This window comes from Gimesia chilikensis, from assembly GCF_007744075.1.
Classification (GTDB): domain Bacteria; phylum Planctomycetota; class Planctomycetia; order Planctomycetales; family Planctomycetaceae; genus Gimesia; species Gimesia chilikensis_A.
Genome location: NZ_CP036266.1, coordinates 695227 through 717144, shown reverse-complemented (window position 1 = coordinate 717144; position 21918 = coordinate 695227). Strand labels below are relative to the sequence as shown.

The 21918-nt window shown below is 55.0% G+C and carries 11 protein-coding genes; 6 read left to right on the top strand and 5 right to left on the bottom strand.

Features of this window, described 5'->3' with window-relative positions; genetic code table 11:
* Positions 1-58: 58 nt before the first annotated feature.
* Positions 59-856, top strand: coding sequence for an HpcH/HpaI aldolase family protein (locus HG66A1_RS02800; protein WP_145180637.1), 798 nt, complete (start codon positions 59-61; stop codon positions 854-856).
* A gap of 83 nt (positions 857-939) precedes the next feature.
* Here the strand turns inward: HG66A1_RS02800 and HG66A1_RS02795 are convergent, their stop codons facing one another.
* The 3 genes from HG66A1_RS02795 to pyrF are packed head-to-tail and all read right to left on the bottom strand — an operon-like array spanning position 940 to position 3549.
* On the bottom strand, positions 940-1941 hold the full coding sequence (locus HG66A1_RS02795; RefSeq protein WP_145180635.1) for a YhdH/YhfP family quinone oxidoreductase: 1002 nt from the start codon (positions 1939-1941) through the stop codon (positions 940-942).
* 34 nt (positions 1942-1975) lie between these two features.
* Positions 1976-2611, bottom strand: a complete 636-nt coding sequence (locus HG66A1_RS02790; RefSeq protein WP_145036378.1) for a DNA-3-methyladenine glycosylase family protein — start codon at positions 2609-2611, stop codon at positions 1976-1978.
* Positions 2608-3549 (bottom strand): orotidine-5'-phosphate decarboxylase, encoded by a 942-nt coding sequence (gene pyrF / locus HG66A1_RS02785; RefSeq protein WP_145180633.1) that lies wholly within the window; start codon positions 3547-3549, stop codon positions 2608-2610. The genes HG66A1_RS02790 and pyrF overlap by 4 nt, the downstream gene beginning before the upstream one ends.
* 275 nt (positions 3550-3824) lie before the next feature.
* Between pyrF and HG66A1_RS02780 the strand changes: the two genes are divergently transcribed.
* Positions 3825-4739, top strand: a complete 915-nt coding sequence (locus HG66A1_RS02780) for a radical SAM/SPASM domain-containing protein (RefSeq protein ID WP_145180631.1) — start codon at positions 3825-3827, stop codon at positions 4737-4739.
* A gap of 268 nt (positions 4740-5007) precedes the next feature.
* On the opposite strand, the gene HG66A1_RS02775 is transcribed toward HG66A1_RS02780, so the two are convergent.
* Positions 5008-7068, bottom strand: coding sequence for an isochorismatase family protein (locus HG66A1_RS02775; protein ID WP_145180629.1), 2061 nt, complete (start codon positions 7066-7068; stop codon positions 5008-5010).
* 190 nt (positions 7069-7258) lie between these two features.
* Positions 7259-9040, bottom strand: coding sequence for a thioredoxin domain-containing protein (locus HG66A1_RS02770; protein WP_145180627.1), 1782 nt, complete (start codon positions 9038-9040; stop codon positions 7259-7261).
* Between the two features lie 1022 nt (positions 9041-10062).
* Here HG66A1_RS02770 and HG66A1_RS02765 point away from each other — a divergent pair.
* The 4 genes from HG66A1_RS02765 to HG66A1_RS02750 all read left to right on the top strand — a co-directional run bounded on the left by HG66A1_RS02765 (position 10063) and on the right by HG66A1_RS02750 (position 21729).
* A complete protein-coding gene (locus tag HG66A1_RS02765) occupies positions 10063-11190 on the top strand; it encodes a hypothetical protein (protein ID WP_145180625.1) in 1128 nt (375 codons plus the stop codon).
* 63 nt (positions 11191-11253) lie between these two features.
* Complete coding sequence (ccsA, locus tag HG66A1_RS32715; RefSeq protein ID WP_145180623.1) at positions 11254-14868, top strand: cytochrome c biogenesis protein; 3615 nt, start codon at positions 11254-11256, stop codon at positions 14866-14868.
* Between the two features lie 377 nt (positions 14869-15245).
* The gene (locus HG66A1_RS02755) at positions 15246-18608 is read left to right on the top strand and encodes a right-handed parallel beta-helix repeat-containing protein (RefSeq protein WP_145180621.1); all 3363 of its coding nucleotides are present in this window, start codon (positions 15246-15248) and stop codon (positions 18606-18608) included.
* A 214-nt stretch (positions 18609-18822) separates the two neighbouring features.
* The gene (locus HG66A1_RS02750) at positions 18823-21729 is read left to right on the top strand and encodes a beta strand repeat-containing protein (RefSeq protein WP_197996953.1); all 2907 of its coding nucleotides are present in this window, start codon (positions 18823-18825) and stop codon (positions 21727-21729) included.
* Positions 21730-21918: the final 189 nt, after the last annotated feature.

Here is a 21918-nt window from a genome sequence, read left to right as displayed (position 1 = left end):
ACATCTGGTATCAGATCACTTCAATTTCAAATAGATTACAGGAAAGACATTCAGACTGATGAAAAAGAATCCGGTCAAAGCAGCATTGAGTGAGGGGAAACCTCAGGTTGGAACATGGCTCTCATCCGGGGATGTAATGATGACCCGCCTGATGGCCCGCGTCGGATTCCCCTGGCTGACCGTCGACATGGAACACTCACCCATCGACTGGTCGCAGGCCGCACTCCTCTTCGGTGCCATCGCAGATGCCGGCTGCGTCCCCCTCTGCCGGGTTCCTCTCGGAAAATATGAACTCATCAAACGGGCCCTCGACGCCGGTGCTCACGGGATTGTCGCCCCGATGATCAACACCGTCGAACAGGCCAAAGAAGTCATCGACGCCGTGAAATATCCGCCGATCGGCAACCGTTCGGTAGGCGGTGTACTGCACGCCATGAACTTCGATGCCACCGCAGGCGACTACTACAAATACGCGAACGATGAAATCCTCGTCGTCCTGCAAACCGAATCCCCCGAAGGGGTCGAGAATGCCGAAGAGATCTACAGCCTGGAAGGCGTCGACGCCATCTTCGTCGGTCCCAACGACCTGACCTTCCAGATGAGCAAAGAAACCGGCGTGCATCCATCACCGGATGAACTCGAAGCCATGCTGCAGCGGATTCTGGAAACCGGCAAGAAGACCGGCACCCCCGTCGGTCTGCACGTGCAGACTGTCGAAGCCGTCGAACAGCGCATCGCCGAAGGCTGGCGGTTCATCGCCTGTGGCAGTGAAGTCAAGTTCATGGTCAACGAAGCCCAGCGGATCGTCACCGGCCTGAATCTCAAGTCCGACACCGCCGACCTGGCCCGCTACTAAACCAGCGGCCATAAAAATCAAATCAGCAACAGAGGCCATACCCCTTGTGGTTGTGGCCTCTTGCTTTGCGCCGACTACCGCCGTTATTCGGCTCCCACCTGGATGATCGTCCGTTCCTGGTGCGTCCCCTCCAGCAGGCTCTCAACCGTCTGCTGTGCCTGGTCGAGCGTGATGACCTTTGCCCGCGAATCGAGGTCGTCCAGCTTCCAGTCAGTCGCCAGCTTCTGCCAGAGTGCGGCCCGCTTTTCAATCGGGTACCAGGCCGAATCGATCCCGTCGAGTGTCACTCCCCGCAGAATGAATGGGAACACGGTCAAATCCAGCTGCGCGCCCCCCGCGTTACCACAGGCAGCCACACAACCCTGAGGCTGAATCGAGCGGATTACATGACTCAACAGAGAGCCGCCCACCGTATCGATGGCAGCCGCCCAGTGCCCTTTCAGTAACGGACGGTCCGAGTTGATATCAATCGCCAGCCGATCGACGACTTCCTCAGCTCCCAAATCGAGCAGTCGCTGATGGTACTCCGCTTTACCGGAAACCGCGGTCACTTCGAACCCGCAACGTTTCAGCAGCGACAGGGCAAACGACCCGACACCTCCCGAGGCCCCCGTCACCAGCACCTTGCCCGACTCGGGTTTGATATGATGGTGCAGCAGACTGTCGACGCACATCGCCGCCGTCAGTCCTGCGGTTCCGAGAATCATCGACTCTTTGAGCGTCAGCCCGTCAGGCAGCGGCACAATCCATTCCGGTTTGACGCGAATCAGTTCGGACCAGCCTCCCCAGCGTTCGACTCCCAGCTCATAGCTGGTCACTACCACTTTGTCTCCCACCTGAAACTGATCGGAGTCGGAAGACTCCACGATGCCTGCCGCATCGATGCCGGGCACATGCGGGAAATGACGGACCACGCCGGGATTCCCGGTCGCCGCCAGAGCGTCTTTATAATTCACCGACGAATAAACGACACGTATCGTCACTTCACCGTCAGGCAGGTTGTTATACGGTACTGAGACAACATCAGCTGTTATTTCTTTGGGTTCCTGTTGACTAACCTGAAAACAGCGAAAGGAATTTGTCATGATAGATCCGGTTTTGTCAGAGTTATAAATATACTTACCACGGACCGTCGGGCGTTTCCATTTCCAGCACCCGCCAGCAGTACCAGCTGGCCACCGTCCGATACGGCGCCCAGAGTTCGGCGATTTCGATACACGTCTGCTTGTCGGGACGGGTCTCCAGTTCGTAAATCGTCTGGATGCCGTTCTGAATTCCCAGGTCGTCATGCGGGAACACATCAGGACGACAGAGGCCGAACATCAGAAACATCTGCGCCGTCCACTGACCGATACCCTTGACCTGCACCAGTTCCGCGGTCACCTCATCATCGGTCATTGTGTGCATCTTATGCAGCCGTACCTGTTTTTCAAGTACCATCTCCGCCAGGTGATGCACGTAATTCGCTTTCTGTGCAGACAACCCAACCGAACGCAGTTCTTCGTGAGAGAGCTGCATGATCTTTTCCGCACTCGGCTGCCCTTTTCCGGTCAACGCATGCAGACGTTTGTAAATCGTCCGGGCCGCAGATGTAGAGATCTGTTGCGAGACGATCGAACGCAGCAGCAGTGCAAACCGATAACGATACGGCTTCAACGAACAGACACCGATATTGTCGATCACCGGCTTAAGCCTGGGATCGACTTTTCGCAGATGCAGTGAAGCTTCTGCAAACGACTTCGCGTGGTCACTCATTGCAGCTTCCCGGCGGGCGTATGTTCGGCCAGGTCGGCGATCATATCATGCGTGGCCGCTTCCACTGCCTGCTCCCATTCTTCCGGAGCGAATTTCTCGAAATACGGTTCCTTGCGAATCGCGAAGTTGATTCCCCGCGAACTGTTGATGATCGCGCCCAGCCCTTCCGCATCGAAGGCTCCCGCGACATCGCCGGCTCCCGCACCCTGGCTGCCATAACCGGGCACCAGCAGCGGAGTATGCGGCATCAGTTCCCGCAGTTGTGTCAGCTCTTCCGGATAGGTCGCCCCCACCACCGCACCGATGGCGCCGTAGTGTCCGTTACCCGTTGTATTCAATGCGAGGTCATTCACGACCGCCGCCACACATTCATACAAAGTATGACCGTCTGTTTTCCGATCCTGAAAGGTCCCCGCTCCCGGATTACTCGTTCGGACCAGCACGTAAATCCCCGCCCCCCGTTCGACGGCCACTTTCACAAACGGTTGCAGGGTATCGCTGCCCAGGTAAGGGTTCACCGTCAGACAGTCCGCCGCCCAGATGGCACTCTCGGGATCTGCGCCTGCCAGGTATGCACGGGCATACGCTTCAGCCGTCGAGCCGATGTCTCCCCGCTTCGCATCACAGATCACAACCAGCCCCGCCTCACGCGCCCGCTTAATCACACGCTGCAGCGCGAGACAACCGGCGGGCCCCCATTCTTCAAAGAACGCGGCCTGCGGCTTCACAGCCGGCACCAGGGGAGCGACCACATCGATCATCCGAAAACAGAACTCCTCAAAAGCAGCCGCGACGATCTCCGCTTTGCTGGAATGTTTCGCTTCCGCAGCAGAGACGATCTCCTCGGGAAGCCAGTCAAAGCGGGGGTCCAGACCGACCAGAGCGGGTGTTTTTTTACTGCGGATGGCGGCATTCAGACGATCAGAAAAGTGGTGCATCAGTTAACTGCTTTCAGAGATACAGGTTAGGGCATTTTCAATATCAGAAGGTTCGAGGTTTTCCTTCATGAATCATACTAAATTAAGCCGACAATGGAATAATGAGGGTTTTTGAATTCCCGATCCACGGCAGAGTTTTCACCAGCCGTAACGGACAGAGGGAACTGTTCTACAGGATTCGGACCGGAAGCTCTCATTGACCGAAAACAGCCACTCCCCGATCTGCAAAACACACCATATTCCGCTTGTCCCTGATTCATGGAAGAGTCGACAAAATGCTGGAAGTCATCAGCCCGTATCAGTTTAGTGAACAGAGAGCAGAATACGACGCCGGCGTGGCCCGCATGCGGCATTCGCACTACATGGACTACCCGCGTCACGTGCACCTTGAGACCCAGGCACGCTGTAATGCGAGTTGCAACTTCTGTCCTTACCCGGATCTGAACCGCAAGCACACCAAAATGAGCGACGAGCTCATCGACAAAATCCTGAACGAACTGACGGCGATCCCCCAGGAGATGAACCTGCAGATTTCGCCGTTCAAAGTCAGCGAACCGTTTCTGGATGTCCGTCTGTTTGACGTTCTGGAAAAAATCAACACCCTGCTCCCCCAGGCCAAAATCGCGCTGACCTCCAACTCCACTCCCATCACAGAAGACAAGCTGGAAAAGCTGCAGGATGTCAAAAATCTCCAGTACCTCTGGATCTCATTCAACGATCATCGCGAGGCCGAATACGAACGGGTGATGAGCCTCCCCTATCAGCGTACGCGTCAAAAGCTGGAAATGATTCACGATGCATTCATGGAAGGTGACATTCCCTTCCCGGTGGTTCTTTCGCGCGTAGGGGATGGCACCGCGGCAGACCATGAATTCGTGCAGTGGGTCAGCATCAATTATCCGCTGTTCAAATCGAGCGTCTTTCCCCGCATGGAATGGATGGGACAGGTGCAGGGGCTCAACGTCTATGAAGTTCCCAACATGGGCTGCGAACGCTGGTTCGAACTCTCGATCACCGCGACCGGAGAAGTCGCCCACTGCTGTGCCGACGGTCAGGCCGAATACCCCATCGGCAACGCCAACGATCAGAATGTCCTGGAGATCTACAACTCTCCTGAGTACCGCAAGCTCCGGGAGTCTACAGTCTCGCGCTTAAGCGTCGAACCCTGCAACCGTTGTACGTTCATATAAAAGAAAAACTGAGCGGCAAGGCGCTAGCCGCCGGTAAAATCTCCAGCAAAGATTTCATTCAATGGTAGCAAACGCCGGGTGCCATGTGTCCGGCCTAAATACTTGCCCGACAGTGAATTCCAGATCACGCGTTCCCAATTCAAAGGGTAGCCCCGAATGCAATTCGGGGTGAGCGCAGCGAACTGGAAACTGACAGGAAATCTTCCGGTTGCTCCTGCAGAACGCTCCTGCCATCTGAAACCAGTTGGTACTAATGCTTCCCACACCCTCACGGTTTAAACACAATATCCGTCACCGTACCGAACTTGGCCGGTAAAGGCATGTTCGCAAACGCACGATCATCGCCCGACCGATACTGCCAGCGTCCCGCCAGGGGAAGTGCACCACTGGCAGAAACCAGTTGAGGCACCGACACAAAATCGACTCCCGCATCGCGACCGGAAACAGAGACGACAATCAGATTCGCATCGTTCACAGTGACCATCCCGGGAGCGATCACGAATCCGTCGCCCCGTTTCTTAAGAGCCGTTCCGTTCAACCAGGCTTGAACCGTGTTCCCGGCAGACGTGGGTACCTTTAACTGCACAGGCTCACCAGCCAGCCACGCTTTCGGTATCCGGGCCACGCAACGATACCAGCGACTCTCTACGGTCCCTGCCGGCTTCTTGAACTCGGGCAAAGAAACCACGGTCCAGTGCGGTGCACCACGCAGGCTCACCTTTTCGGAGAGTTTCACTTTTGCGGGATTCAGACCTGCGGCCCAGTAGATCCCGTTGGCCAGCAGCCGTACGAACTCGGGTTGCTGGAAATCGCCAGTGTGTCCCATTGAAGTATAAAACGAACGACCGCCATCCTTCCGCTGAAACGTCCAGGCCACCGGTTCGACCGGCTTCCCTTTGATTTCCGCCGTCATCAATACCGTCGTCCCTTTCGCCAGCGGTGTCACCTCATACAGCGAATACGCCTGCGGGAACGGTTTGTCGGGAATGCCTGTCAGAATCGGGTTCTGCTTTTGCTTCGGATTGATCGTCACAATCGACCTCAGATCATTTGCGTGATGGCCGTGATAACTGCCGCCAAAAACCGTCGCGTCAAATTCAGGCCAGTCCGCGTATCCTTTCGGCGGCTCTTTCCCGCGCAGTGAAAACGCATGGCTCGCGGTGCGGATTCCCACCACCGGCTTACCCGCGGCAACATACTTCTTGATCAGCGCCATCTGTTTTTTCGGAAGTACACGTCTGCGAACGCTGAATAATACGAGATCCGCATCCTCGATCTCTTCGATCCCCGGGATCTTATTCCGCTCCTTGTCATCAGCAAAGACCAGGCTCACACGAAACGCTTTGCCCAGGTTCTCCGCCGCGAACTTGGGTAAACTTTTCTCTGTCTCGTACTCCTGCTCCGCCATGATGATCACGAGGTGAGGTCGATCATCTTTCTTGAATACAAATTCATCGCCTCCCAGAATCTGATCGCTGGTAATTGTGGGACAGATGAATTTTTCGATGTGCGAGATAATCAGATCGTTACCGGTAAAGTGACTCACGTAAGGCCAGCGCTGCGGGTTGTACATCGTATCGGTCAGGTCCCGCACCAGTACCACGTTCTTCCCATTCTGTGCCATCTGCCGTAATCCGAACGGACGACCGAGGACACACATGTTGGTATGTACGCCGGTCAGAATCACATTCTTAATGCCACGGCTTCCCAGAATCCGCCAGACTTCATCCCCCTTATCGGAAATGAAATCGTTCTCACTATCGATGGTGATCAACGGCGACTGCTTCTGCCAGGGGAGTGACGGATTGCGGCCCAGCGACTTCAGCTTCGCGGCCCACGCTTTGTGTTCTTCCGGGTCATCATCCTCGCCCCCATCGGACTGATCGAGGGGATACACGGCCTGCTCTTCACTGGGAATCTTCGAGCACCAGTTTTCGATGCCCTCCGGTATCGGTCCATTGAACGTAACCTGCTGCGCCCGCTGACGCGCCGGGTGTCCCTTGTAAGTCGGCATACAATCACTCGGGGCGTGAATGATGGTCACCCCCTGTGCGCGGGCCGTCTTGAGCAGCTGATCCAGCCGCGGTGCAAACTGTTCCAGTCGCCGGACCGCATTCAGACAATGATGGTAGTCCCAGACATCGCAGACGATAATCGCGGTCTGCTCGGGATCCCAGCTCTCCTTGTGTTCCAGTCGATGATAACGTCCGGAGCCTTTGCTGGTCTCGGACTGAGATCGCAGGTTCAACTGCAGATCCTCGGCAGATAGCAGACCGGTATAAGTCAACAACAGGCTCAGACAGACGGACAGTTTACAGAACAGCTTCACGTGATGTCTCCTGGTGGCAGGCGCATTGAGGGGAACAGGTTGAACCCTCCCCAGTGGTATTCCGCAGAATCTCTATTCTAAAAAGCCACCGTAGCAGAACAAAAGTCTGAAAGCCAGAAACAAAAAAATCCAGCCTGAACCACACAGGGATTCAGACTGGATCAGATGTTCTCAGTAGACGAGTGAGCGTTTAGCGACGCGACTCAGCGGAACGACGGTACCGCTGGACCGGAGCACTGTTCTGCAGGCTGTCCGGCGTCGATTTTTTAGCCGTCTGTGTGAAAGAAGAAGGAGGCCGGAACATGGCATCTTCCGACTGAGCGGGGCTGGCTACCAGGTGTGTCTTACTGGCCCGGGGCAGGCTGCGGCTGATGCGTTCATCCCGCTGACGACGTTCTGCATTACGGGGAGTTCCCGACAGGTTGGCCTTAGGCTGGAAGCGGGCCGAGGTCGGCTGAGGTTGATTACTGACTTCGCCCGACAGGTAAGAGACAAACTTGGAACTGGCCTTGTTGATGATCACAACCCGGCTGGCTGACTTGGGCTTGTTGAGCGGACGGATAATGCAGACCACTTCTGCTTCCCCTGCCTGATCCAATGCCGCCTGCAGCTGTGACAGGTCCGGATTACCGGTGGTTGCCGAGGTCACCTGTTGACGCGGCTGGCTGTCAGTAGGCATCGCCCGGTTCAGGAACTCATCCAGCAGTTGCTGGTTGGGAGCCGCCTGGGCTGCAGGAGCAGCTTCCGACATGGCGAACTTGGTTTCCGGAGCGGACTCCTGAACGGCAGGCTGTTTGTAAAGGGCCGTCAGGTTGCTTTCATCGAGCAGTTTATGCACCACGGGCAGACCGGCATACAGACCACGGCGGTCTTCCTTATCGACGGCAAAGCAGACACCCACCAGTTGGCCGGAGCGGTTAAACAGTCCCCCGCCCGAACGTCCCTGCACAGGCATGCCCGTACATTCGATGTTGTCCGGTCCCAGGAAACGGTTGAGTTCGGTTACCTTGATTTTCTCCAGGGTCGGCAGTTCTCCACTGCTGCAACCCAGAGATGCTACGACGTCACCCGCTTTTACTTCATCTTCCAGCGGAGCCACTTTCGCAGCAGCCACGACGCCCGAAGTGGGAATCGAAATCAGTCCTACATCGGCTTCCAGGTTATAACGGACCAGGGTACCCACATAAGTGTCGTACTTTTCGCCCTGGAAGACATCGACTTCAATCACGGAATCAGCCCTGATGTCACTGAAGATATGACTGCAGGTCATGATCAGGGTTCGACCGACGGCACTGTGAATTACCGTACCCGAACCGAGGTCCATTCCCTTTTTGTCTTTCACACGAATGCGAACCGTGCTGGCTCGCCAGTTGATGATTTCTTCCTGGGGAGCGGCTTCCGCGAACTGATCGTTGGCAGCATCGCCAAACTGGGCACGAATCACGGGCTCTTCGACAGGAACCGAATCATCTTCCGATTTGTTTTTACCAAAGAACGGGAGATTGAATCCGCGCGATTTCTTTTCGGGCTGCTTCTGATCCTGTGCCAGCTGAATCGGGGCTTCTTCAGCCTGATTGCTGCGACGATCATTGGATGCGAAGACGACCGGGTTACGGGGCTGTGACCGCTCGGGCTGAGCAGGTTCTGCAGCAGGAATCCGGGCCAGCATCCGACGCAGATTACTTTCCGTTGTGGCACCGACAGAACGAGCCACTTCTTTACCATCGACTACCAGCACAAAAGCGGGAATGCTGGAAACATTAAAACGTCGGGCCAGCTCAGGTTCCTGATCGACGTCGACTTTCTTGATTGGATAGCCTTCACGTTTCAAACGTGAAACCAGCGGACTCATTTTCTGACACGGGCCACACCAGGTCGCAGTGAAATCCAGCAGAACCCCCTTGGGAGCAGCTGCCAGTGCAGAACCGGTCATCATCAGAAAAGTGAATACGAATGTCGCTAATAATCTCATCTACCAACTCCTCACAATCGTTGGTTTCAACGCGCAACGCGTTTTAAAATTTGAGAAAGGGGTATCTGTTCGATGCTCGCCGCAAAATGTGGAACACATGCTGAGGACAGAGCAGACAACCATGGAGGTCGTCGTGAGCAGAGAAGCAGTGCGCAGAGATTGCAGCACAATCTCTGTGTGAGCGAAAAACTGCTTGAGCCCCCTCTCGATAAGAAGAGATTCGACAGTTCGAACTTTCACGGCCGGGTTGAGAGCGTCAACCGGCAGTCTGTGTGAAATCAGCTTCACGGTGCGGCTTCCATGCCTGGGGTTTTGGTTCCCATGAACAACTGGGAATTTGGGTCAGTTTGGGGTGAATCGTGTCCGGTCTTCCATAACCGCTGACATTGATTCGATTGAATTGTCGGTTCCGTACGTTCGTGTACTATTTAATAGAAATGGAATTCAGAATCCCATTTGTGACGGGTCACTTTGAATCACGCACCTCGCATACCAGAATCGCAATTTATTTTGCGAAAAATCAGCGAGAACGCGTAAATACATTAAAGATTATTCCTTGTAAATAGGATTTCTTCTGGAAGCTTTTACAATCACCGCTCAGAATCGCCGATTTGGTGACTTTTTTGCAAGGCATTGTAATTTTTACGCGATTTTTCGAGTTTTTTAAGCTCTGGCCCGAGGGGCCGATTTTAAAGGCCAGGCCCTTCCAATACCGGGGAATTTGCCAGGACTCGAAAACTGGTTGTGTACTTTTTGGTCTCACGACAACTATAATAGTCAGTGGTCCCCAGCAGAGTGACTCTGGTATCCGGGGCCGTGTTGTTTTAACATAACCACCATTATTGAAACAACTTATGCCCCTTGAGGCGTGAACCACTCCTCAAACACCTGCCTTGTACACAACGACAGTACCTCTGTCAGTCTGCTGACATCGAACTCAAAACCACCCGGATTTAGCCCGATCAGTTGATTTGCCAGTCATTTTCGACTCTCAGGCCGTAGAAAACCTGGACCAAGCCGCCATGTATCGACCCGAAAGACAAACCCTGCTCATGAAATCGTTACCGCTCCTGCTCCTGATGCCCCTGCTGCTCCTGCCGATCGGCTGTGGAAAACAGGATGAGATTCACACCTATGAAGTCCCCAAAGAAGGAGCCGACCTCGGTCCGGCACAGGCCACCTCTGCAGAAGCAAAACCGACCCGCATGCTGGCGGCCATCCTGCCCGGCGATGGACAGAACTGGTTCTTCAAAATGACCGGGGCTCCCGAACAGGTCGCTGCTCAGTTTGAGACCTTCATCGAATTCCTCAAATCGGTGACCCTCAAAGCAGGTCAGCCCGAATGGAAGCTCCCTGCAGACTGGACCCAGACACCGGGCAGTTCCATGCGATTTGCCACCCTCAAAGTCAAAGACACAGATCCCCCACTCGAAATGTCGGTAATCCCCCTGCCGCCCAGTGGCACACTGGAAAACGTCAATCGCTGGCGTGATCAGGTTGGTCTGGCTCCCATTACTGAAAAAGACCTCACAGCAGCCGAAGGCGTTTCTCCCAGCCTGGACCAGGAACAGTTCACCCTGAAAGCCGGCGACAAAACGATCACGGTCGTCAGCCTGGATGGCAAGATGGCTGACAACCCCATGAGCCGGGCCCCCTTCGCTTCCGGCATGATGGGTGGTGGTATGCCCGCACCAGGAGGCCCAGCTGCTTCCACGCCGCCGGCTGCCGCCGCACAGATTAAATACGAAACTCCCTCAGGCTGGAAACCCGGTCGCAGCGGAGGCATGCGGAAAGCCGCCTTTAATGTCTCTGCCGACGGAGAAACCGGCGAAGTCACCGTGATCGATCTCGCCAAAGACAGTTCTCCCCTGCTCCCGAATATCAACCGCTGGCGTGACCAGGTGAAACTCAAAGCCATTACCGACGCCGATCTGTCGGGGAACTCGGAGCAACTCAAAGCCGGGGATCTCGAAGCAACCTATGTCAAACTGATCGGTCCCGAAGGCGAAACACCACGACCGGCCATTCTGGGTGCCATCATCTACCGGGACAATCTGGCCTGGTTCGTTAAATTTACCGGCCCCGCTAAGCTGGCAGAAAAAGAGGAAGCGAACTTCAAAGAGTTTGTGAAGTCGATCCGTTTTGAATAGTCCGGCCCCGGCCTGATCACACAATCCATTTTAGTTTTTGAGTCTGACCCTCAGGAAATCCGTATGTCAACGAATACCCTCCCGGAAACATCTTACGAAACTGCCTCGCCCGAGTCCGGCTCTGGTTCCGCGAATTTCAATAAGCATTTTCTGAACTTCCTGACGCCTCTGGCCTCACTGAAAATCACAGTGGCCCTGTTCGCGATGGCCATCTTTATCATCCTGGCCGGAACCCTGGCCCAGGTCGAAAAAGATATCTGGGTTGTGATCGACGAATACTTCCGCACCGCCATCGCCCGCATCGATTTCAAAATCTTCTTCCCCCCTTCCTTCTTCCCCGGCATCAAACCGGACAGCGTTCCTGGTTTCTTCTACTTTCCGGGAGGCTGGCTGATCGGTTTCATGATGGGCGTCAACCTGTTGGCGGCCCACCTGATTCGTTTCAAGGTGCAGGGCAAGGGTAAAGAACGCACAATTGGCTGGAGCATTATCGGCATCGGCCTGCTCCTTACCTGGCTGGTCATCGCCGGCGGTTCGAATAAAGACGGGTTCCAGGAATATTCGGTCATGAGCTGGCAGGTCCTCTGGTGGCTCTTCGAAGCAGGCCTCGCTTTGTCTGCTATCGGCGGTCTGGCTTTGTTCTTCCTGCTCCCCAAACATCGCAAAGTCGAACGTGGTCTCGCCATCGGCGGCGCGATCATGCTGGGATTCCTGACCGCCTGGTTTATCTCCAAAGGGGATGCCGCCCGCTTCAGCGATTCCTCCATGCGGATTCTCTGGCAGTTGATTAAAGCAACCTTCGTCGGTGTCGTACTGCTCGCCGGTTGTATTCCACTCTTTAAGAAACGGGCCGGGGTCGTGCTCCTGCACGCCGGTGTGGGCCTGATGATGCTCAGCGAGCTCATCGTGGGCACCATGGCTGTGGAAACACAGATGACCGTCTCCGAAGGTCAGACAACCAACTTCGTCCAGGATATCCGCGAGATCGAACTGGCCATCATCGACAAAACCGATCCCCAGAAAGATCGCGTCACCGTCATCCCCAAGTCAATCCTGCTCAAAAATCGCGAAGGCGTCGTCTCAGATCCCGCACTCCCCTTCGATTACGAACTGATCCACTACTACCAGAACTCGTCGCTCCGCAAGATTTCATCGCTGACCGCTGAAGAGAAAAAAGCGGCCGAAAACCCCGCTACGACCGGCGTCGGAAAAGAATGGATCGCCCTGCCAGCACGGAATACCGCCGGTACCGACATGGGAGGCGGAGTCGACATCCCGGCAGCTTACATCAAAATCATCGACAAAAAGAGCAAAGAGTCTCTGGGGGTCTTCCTGGTCAGCCTAGATCTCTCGTTGCGGGACTTCGGCGAACAGGTTGTCGTTGATGGCACTCCCTACGAGCTCTTCCTGCGGTTCAAACGCTACTACAAAGACTACACCGTCAAACTGATCGATGTCCGCAAGGATGATTACGCCGGCACCAGCACGGTGCAGAACTATTCTTCCGATATCCGCCTCGTCGACAACGAACGCAACGTCGACCGCGATGTGCATATCTGGATGAATAACCCGCTGCGGTACAGTGGTGAAACATTCTACCAGAGTGGTTATCACCAGGATCCCCGTACGGGCGAAGAGACGACTACCCTCTCCGTCGTCACTAACATGGGCTGGATGATTCCGTATGTCTCCTGCATGATCGTTGTGGTTGGCATGTTCTATCACTTCATGATCACCCTGCTCCGCTATCTCGGCCGCCGCGAAAAACAGCGCACCGAACCTAAAGCGATTGAAGAGTTCGCCGTGGACAAGTCGGGAGAAATGACTCCCGCACTCCAGCGCAAACTGCGCAGCGAACAACTCCAGAAATATCTGATTCCGATTACCATCTTCATCATCTTTGGCGGCTACCTGATGGGCAAAGCCGTTGTGCGGAAACCCGACGCCAATCAGATGAATCTCTACAAGTTCGGCGAACTGCCCGTCCTCTACCAGGGACGCGCCAAACCCATCGACACACTGGCTCGTAACAGTCTGCGGATTGTCTCAGGCAAGCAGACCTTCAAAGACTCAGACGGGAAAACGCAGCCCGCCATCAAATGGTTCCTCGATACCATCGCCAACCCGGAAGCTGCATATAAGCACCGAGTCTTCCGTATTGAAAACCCGGAACTGCTCACCGTGCTGGGTCTCAAACGCCGTGAAGGGTTTCGTTATTCGTTTGAGGACTTCATCGAAAAACTTCCCGAGTTGACCCGGCAGGCTGAACTCGCCCGCAAGGCGGGGAAAGGCCAGGCAAGTCTCTTCCAGTCACGCGTCCTGGAACTGGAAAAGAAAATCGGCATTGTCGATCTGCTCATGCAGTCCTTTAATCCGCCACAGATTCGCCCGGAGAATGCACGTCAGGATGTGATGGAAGCCTTCCGGCGACACGAAATGCTGGCACAACGGAATCCACCGCTGGCGATTCCTCCCAAGCTCCTGGAAGACAAGGATGACCAGAAACCGGAAACCGCTACCGATGATCAGTGGCAGACCTATTCCGCTTCCTGGCTGCGTGATCTGCTGGGCCTCAGCGTCAATAACGAAAAAGAAAACGAAGCCACCCAGGCCTGGACGGGAATTCTTGTCGCTTATTCACGCGATAATGTCGCCGATTTCAACAAACAGGTCCAGGACTACCAGAGCTGGCTGAATCGGAACCGTGCCGATCTGCCACATACCAGCCTGAATAAGATCGACTTCGAAGCATTCTACAATCACTTCGAACCCTGTTACTATGCCGCCGTGCTGTATCTGTTCGCGTTTGTGCTGGTCTGTCTCTCCTTCCTGTTCCTGCAGCGACCACTGGGCAGTGCCGCCTTCTGGCTGATCGTGCTCACATTCGTCGTACACACGTTCGCGCTGATCGCCCGCATCTATATTTCGGGCCGTCCCCCGGTGACCAACCTCTACTCCTCTGCCGTCTTTATCGGCTGGGGTGCGGTGCTGGCGGGGATCGTGATTGAACGCATCAATCACATGGGCATTGGAAACCTGCTGGCCTCAGTCGCCGGCTTCTCAACACTGCTGATCGCACACATGCTCGCTGGTGATGGCGATACCATGGCCGTCCTGCAGGCCGTGCTGGATACCCAGTTCTGGCTCGCCACTCACGTGGTCTGCATCACCCTCGGTTACGCTGCGACTTTTGTGGCTGGTCTCCTGGGACTGTTCTATATCCTCTGGGGAACCTTAACGCCCCGCATGACAGCCGATGCAGGTAAAGAAATCATTCGCATGCTGTATGGCGTACTCTGCTTTGCCATCATCCTCAGCTTCTTCGGTACCGTACTCGGCGGTCTCTGGGCCGACGATTCCTGGGGCCGTTTCTGGGGCTGGGATCCGAAGGAAAACGGCGCACTGATTATCGTGCTCTGGAATGCCCTCGTCCTGCACGCCCGCTGGGGTGGCATGGTCAAAGATCGGGGTATGGCCATCCTCTCGATCGGCGGGAACATCGTTACCAGCTGGTCCTGGTTCGGCGTTAATGAGCTGGGCGTCGGTCTGCACTCCTACGGATTCACCGAAGGCGTACTGCTGGCACTCGGCCTGTTCATGCTCTCGCAGCTGGCCGTCATCGGTATCGGCCTGATTCCACAGCGAAAGTGGTGGAGTTTCAAACAACGCCAGGCATAAGTCACAGCGGATTTCCGTCTATGTACGCGACGGAAATCCGCCCGTCTTGCGGCCCACTTCAACAGAACCTGAGGCCAATCCCCGTAGACCCGCTGCAGTGATTTCCCCCTCTAAAACAGACCTTTCCCACTGGTTTTCACGGAAAAACCTCCTCACGCACACAGGCCTATCCCTCATTCCTTTTTGAATGAGGGATAACACTCGCACAGTATCCCTTTGTCTCTTATCCCTATCTTGACTGACGCGAATTTCGCCCATCCGATGCTGTGGTAGATCCCTCCTTAATATCATAACTTTGCAGCGCACTACAAACGCGCGACGACAATCAGGCATGAAGACTCGAAGCTGTGAAGGGATTCCGTTTCAGAAAAGTCGACATGCTCCGCCACTACCTTGCCATCACCGTTCTGCTGATTGCCAGTCCCCCCCCGGCATCCGCTGCCTTCGATCCGTATCACCTCGGTTACGAGGAGAGTCCGGGCCGCGTCAGCTATGATGCCACTGACGAAAGCTACAACGCCGACGTCGCAGAACTGTTCGGCAAGCACGCCTGGTTCGGTCGCTTTCATCCCCACTTCGGCTACCGGCATGAGCTGGGTGATACCATCGGCCGTACCGGGGGACTCTCCTCGTTCGACCTGTTCTTTCCCGTACTGGAAGACTGCAACAGTGACTGGCTGATTTTCGTCGACGCGCAACTGCTGCTCGACGATCAGAACAATAACCTCGGCTCGAATCTCGGCGTCGGTGCCCGTCGCTACCTGCCCGGCTGGAATCAGACCCTCGGTGCTTACGTTTATCACGACACCCGCGACACCGGCCTGGCTTCGTTCCAGCAGATTTCCGGCGGTTTTGAAATCCTGGACGACCTGTTTGAAACGCGGGTCAACTGGTATGTCCCCACCGGACAGACGCAGTCTCAGTGGGGCGAAGAACTGGTTCCCGGAAGTACCTTCCGGTTCGTCAATCATCAACTCTACACCGGAGCGATCACCCGGTACTATCAGAATGCATTACTGGGGGCCGACCTGGAGACCGGCGTTCGCGTCTTCACAGGCTACAAGACGGACCTGCGTGCCTTTGGAGGCTGCTACTTCTTTCAGGCACAGAACAGCGATGCGGCCTGGGGCTGGAAATCACGCGTCGAAACCCGCATCTCGGACCTCGTGGCTCTCAACCTCAGTGTACAGCACGATGACATTTTCCAGACCACGGTCAACTTCGCTGTCTCCGTCCAGTGGCCCAGCCTGAGTGGTCTGAGAGACGGACCCGCCGCCGGTCTGGTCGCCCGCGATCGACTCGGGGAAACCCCCGAACGTCTCCGCAGCATTGTCGTACAGAACCGGAGTGTGGAAGATCCCAACGGAACTCCGGTCATCAATCCTGCTACCGGGAATCCCTACTACTTCACGCACGTCGCGACCGGCGGCAACAGTGATGGCTCCTACGAAGATCCTTACGCAACACTCGCCAAGGCCTTCGCCGATCCACGGACACAACAGGGCGATCTGATCGTCTATGACCATCGCGATGCCTCCGAGGCTGGCGACTTTGTGCTCGCTCAGAATACACGCGTCCTTTCGACCGGACCTGCACAGTACATCAACTCCCAGTTCGGACAGCTGCAGATTCCCGATTCGGGTTCGGGGCTGATTCCCCAGATCAACGGCAGCTTCACCATGCATCACAATACCGAAGTCACCGGCTTTAATCTGATCAACGGCAGTGGCCCTGCTATCACCGCCAATGGCGTGGGCAATGTGCTGATCTCTCAGAACACAATCAACAGTTCCTACGCAGGCAGTGCCGTTTATCTGAACGGACTGACGGGACCTGTCACCTTCAATCAAAGCCCCATCACCGCAACCAGCGGGACAGCGATCTCCATCCACAACACCAGCGCCGATGTCACCTTCACGGACAGTACCATCACAGGCACCGGCGCAAATGCCGTTGATATTCTGAACTCCAGCGGCACCATTCAGCTCGGTTCGATCACCGCAACCGGCGGAACGACTGCGGTGAATATCGACAACAGCACGGCGCACATCACCATTGACGAACTCAACAGTACCAATGCCTCGAACAGCGCCCTGGCCGTCAATCAGCTGACCGGCAGCCTGGAAGTCAAACAGAGTACGATCGCCAACAGTGGCGTTGCCGGGGTGCAGCTCACCGATTCCACCGAGATCACGCTCCGCAACCTGACCATCAACACGCCTGCGTCCAATCCGACGGGTACTTCAATTACTGCAACGGGAACCAGCAATCTGCTGGTGGCCAGCAGTTCCATCAATCATGCAGGTGCAGGCACCTCCGTCAGTCTGACCAATTCCAGCGGCACCGTCACCTTCGATCAAACCCCCATCATCAAGGACGACGGTCTCGCTGTTTCGATTTCCGGCGGTAATGCGGATATCACATTCACCGGCAGTGACATCACCAACACCGACGGAGAAGGAATCGATATCCAGAATGCCGGCGGTTCCATTCAACTGGGAACAATCACGACCACGAACGGAGCTGTTTCAGCAAATATCAACGGCGGTGATGCAGACATCACCATTGCAGAACTCAACAGCGATAACGCCTCCACCAGCCCACTGGTCATCAACAATCAGACCGGCAGCTTCACACTCAACGGAGGAACTTTCACCAGCATCGGAACTGCAGGCGCACAGATCACCGACTCTTCCAATGTCACCATCCAGGGTGTGACAATGCAGACCCCGACCACTTACGGGATCTATGCCCAGAACGTGAACGGCCTGAATCTCAACGGCAATACAATTATCGACGTCAGTCTGGACGGGATCTATGTGCAGAATCTCACCGGCACCAGCAGCATCAGCGGTAACACCATTCGCAGCCTGCTCAGTGCCTTCGACAACGCGATTGAAGTTTCAACTTCCGGTGATGCGAGCCTCGACATCGACAACAACATTATCTCCAGCATACTCACGATCGGCAGCAACGGGATTGATGTCACCACAGGCGCAGGCAATTCCACGATTAACATTCGCGGCAACCAGATCACCAGCGTTGCCAACGGCTTCGGCGATGCGATTCATTTCACCGGAAATTCCACTGGTACCACAAACCTGACTATCAGCGGTAACACGGTCGAAAATACGCTGGGAATCTTTGGGGACGCCATCGACGTCCGCTATAACGCCGGCTCCGCCACGACCAGTATCGTCTCCAACACCATCGATTCCGACGACCTGCTCAACCTGATGAATGGCGGCATCTATCTGAATCTGAATACCACCGGAGCCACCGAAACCTTCATCAATCAGAACATCGTCTCCGATGACGCCCTTGCAGGCCTGCTCAATGACGGGATCTTTGTCGACATCGACCGGGGCACCAACGATACCATCGTGCATGTCACAAATAATGAGCTCGGCGGTTCCACCGACATTCTGGATGACGGAATTCAGATCCGCATGGGCAACAGCGGCGTCAGCAATGTGGCCCATGTGCAGGTCAACGACAACCAGATTTACGGCCTGCTCAACTTCGGGCTCAATGTCAGCGTCGCGAATGCGAACACCATCAGCCTGCAGGTCGACGGGAATGACACCAGCCTGCTGACCACGCTCAACTTCCTCAGCGGCCTGGGAGCTACCACGAAGATTGAAGACATCAGCAATCTCTCATCCAATAACAGCAACGCAATCGTGCTCCTGCTGGGACTCGGATCCTACCAGAACACAACCGACTGGCTCCTGCCATAATCCAGGCTCTCTTTGCATACTACACAGTCTCCCACTGATTTAATAGCCGGCATACCATCTCGCCAACCGTCATCTTTTACCAGCGTTGACTGAGCCGATCTGTACAACACACAGTATCCACTTCTGATAGTCTGCAGGATTTTACCGTTCAGATCGAAAGTACTGAGAGACGAATATTCCAGATAACCACCGTACTCTCTCTGGAATGGAATCCATGAAACGACTGTGCTTCGCCCTGCTGTTAGCCCTGTGTGCCACCGCCAGCCCACTCTCTGCAGATACCTTCGATCCCGAACCAGCAGACCCCGGCTTCGAAGGAGGCCAGGTCGGTGGCGATGTCAGCGAACTGTTTGGCGACTCTGCCTGGTTCGGCCGCTATCGCCCGCATGTCGGCTACCGTTACCAGGCTGGAGACACCATCGGTCGCATCGGTGGACTTTCCTCCTTCGATGCCTTCTTCCCCGTACTGGAAGGCGATGACAGTGACTGGCTGATGTTCATCGACGCCCGCCTGCTCCTGGGTGACGACAATCACAACCTCGGCTCCAACGTGGGTCTGGGTGCCCGTCAGTATCTGCCCGAATATCAGCGAACCATCGGGGGCTATATCTACCATGACACCCGCGACGCCGGCTACGCCAACTTCGATCAGGTTTCCGGCGGTATTGAAACCCTGGGTGATATCTGGGACGCCCGCCTCAACTGGTACGTCCCCACCGGCACCACCCGCAAGCAGTACGCAACCACGCACGTCAACAACGGTGGGAGCTACCAGTTCATCGGCCACTATCTGTATGGTGGCACATTCACCCGTTACTACCAGGCCGCGATGAAAGGCCTCGACATGGAAGCGGGTGCCAAATTCTACACGAATGACTACATGGACCTCCGCGCCTACGCGGGCTGGTACCATTTCCAGGCTTCCGGAAGCCCCCAGGCCTGGGGCTGGAAATCACGCGTGGAAAGCCGCATTTCGGATAAGGTTTCGCTGAACCTCAGCGTGCAGAATGACCGCGTCTTCGATACCACGGTCAACTTTTCCGTCGGCATTCAGTGGCCCAGCATCACCGGACTCCGTAACGGCCCCCGCTCCGATCTCAAAGCCTGGGATCGTCTCGGTGAAAGCCCCGAACGGCTTCGTGCCATCGTCGTCGACAACCAGGAAGTCCAGGATCCTAACGGCGGCCTGATTATCAATCCATCCACCGGCAACCCGTACTACTTTATGCACGTCGCCACCGGTGGTAACAGCGACGGTTCCTACGAAGATCCCTACGCCACCCTCGCCGCTGCCTTCGCTGATCCACGGACTCAAGCTGGCGACCTGATCGTCTACGACCACCGCGACGGTTCGGAAACCGGTAACTTCGTCCTGGCTGACAATACACAGGTCCTCTCCGAAGGACCCGCACAGTTCATCAACTCCCAGTTCGGATCGCTCCAGTTGCCCGACTCCGGTACCGGTATTAACCCGGACATCACGGGTAGCTTCACTCTGAATAACCGCAGCGTGCTGTCCGGGTTTGATATCACCACCACTGGTGCTGGTTCTTCGATTATTGCCAATGGCGTGGGGAACCTGATGGTCTCGAACAATACGATCAATCATAACGGAGCTGGTACGGCTATCAGTCTGACAAATTTAACAGGCCCCGCCACATTCGACCAAACCCCCCTCACAAAAACGGATGGGCTGGGCGTATCAATTACGGGCAGCCAAAACGCGGCTGATGTGACCTTTACCAACAGCTCCATTACGAATACCAACGGTAATGCGGTCGTAATTGCGAATTCTGGCGGAACAATTGAGTTCGGTCAAATCACAACCACCAATGGATCGACAGCCGTGGATATCGACGACAGCTCAGCGAATATCACAATCGCCGAGTTGAACACCAGCAACACCACTCTGGCACCGCTGGATATCAATAATGTAAGCGGGAGCGTCACACTCAACGGCGGGACATTCAATAACAGTGGGTTCTCAGGCGTCCAAATCGTCAACTCGAATAATATCACCATCAAAAACACCACGATCAATTCACCCAGTACATACGGTATCAACGGGGTGAATGTCAACAACTTCAATTTCTCTTCCAATACGATCAACAATGCCGACTCTGATGGCATCTCGGTGAGTGGTAGTGGAAACGGTACCATCAGCGGCAACACAATCAGAAGTATTGTAACTGCCTTTAGTACCGGTATAGACGTCACCCTCAATGGAAATGCGAACGTTGACATCGACAACAATACCATTACCAGTGTGATTGCGCTTGCCGGTTCGGGAATTGAAGTCACAGCCAGTTCCGGGGATGTGACGACACGCATCAGAGACAACCAGATTACCAGTTTCGTGGACGCCTTCGGAAATGGGATTGATTTTACCAGTAACTCAACCGGCGTCGTAGACACCACGATTACCGGTAACACCATCACCAACACAATTGGCGCCTTCGGCGATGCCATCACATTCCACGGTACTGCGAATGGGGTGATGACCACCAACATTTCCAACAACACAATCAACAATACCGCGGGGGCCTTTGGAAATGCGATCAACGTGATTTACGATGATGGTTCTGCCACGACGACGATCTCGCAGAACACGATCGACTCAGACGATGTCGGAAATCTGTTTGGAACCAGCATCTATCTCAACCTGAATACAACAGGGACCACGACTTCTTATATCACAGAGAACATTATCTCTGATGACAATAATTTGGCCTTGTTTACCGACGGGATTGCCGTGGACATTGATCGGGGTACAAACAACACTCTCTTCATAAATAAAAACAAGATTGCTCAATACGGGGGAGTCTTTGATGACGGCATCGAGATCGTGGCGGACACAATATCTGGCGCTTCTGCCAACGTCCAGATCCACGACAACATCCTCAACGGCAGCGCCGGGATTGGCGGACGAGGACTTGATGTCTTCACCTCGTTTGGATCGAATTCGCTTCTGTTGGATGTAACGGGGAACAACACCGATACATCTCTGTACTTCGAAGCCGTACTGGGGGGAGAGATACTTGTTGAGGATCTGCCGAACCTGCAGATCAATAATAACGGCGCCTCAATCACGACCATCGGAAATGTGCAGAATGCCCCATAACAACCGGCAATTCCTGCTGAAACTTCGGCTGCATGCAAGACTGATTCCCTGCTGAAAGGCATTCACAATTGTACCAGCACTGATATGTCACAACGCTCAGCCGCCGCCCATTGCCCCCAGCTTAACCAACCAGAACAACTGTCATGAACCGTATACATTTAACGTATCCTGATTGAAGCCCCTGTAGTC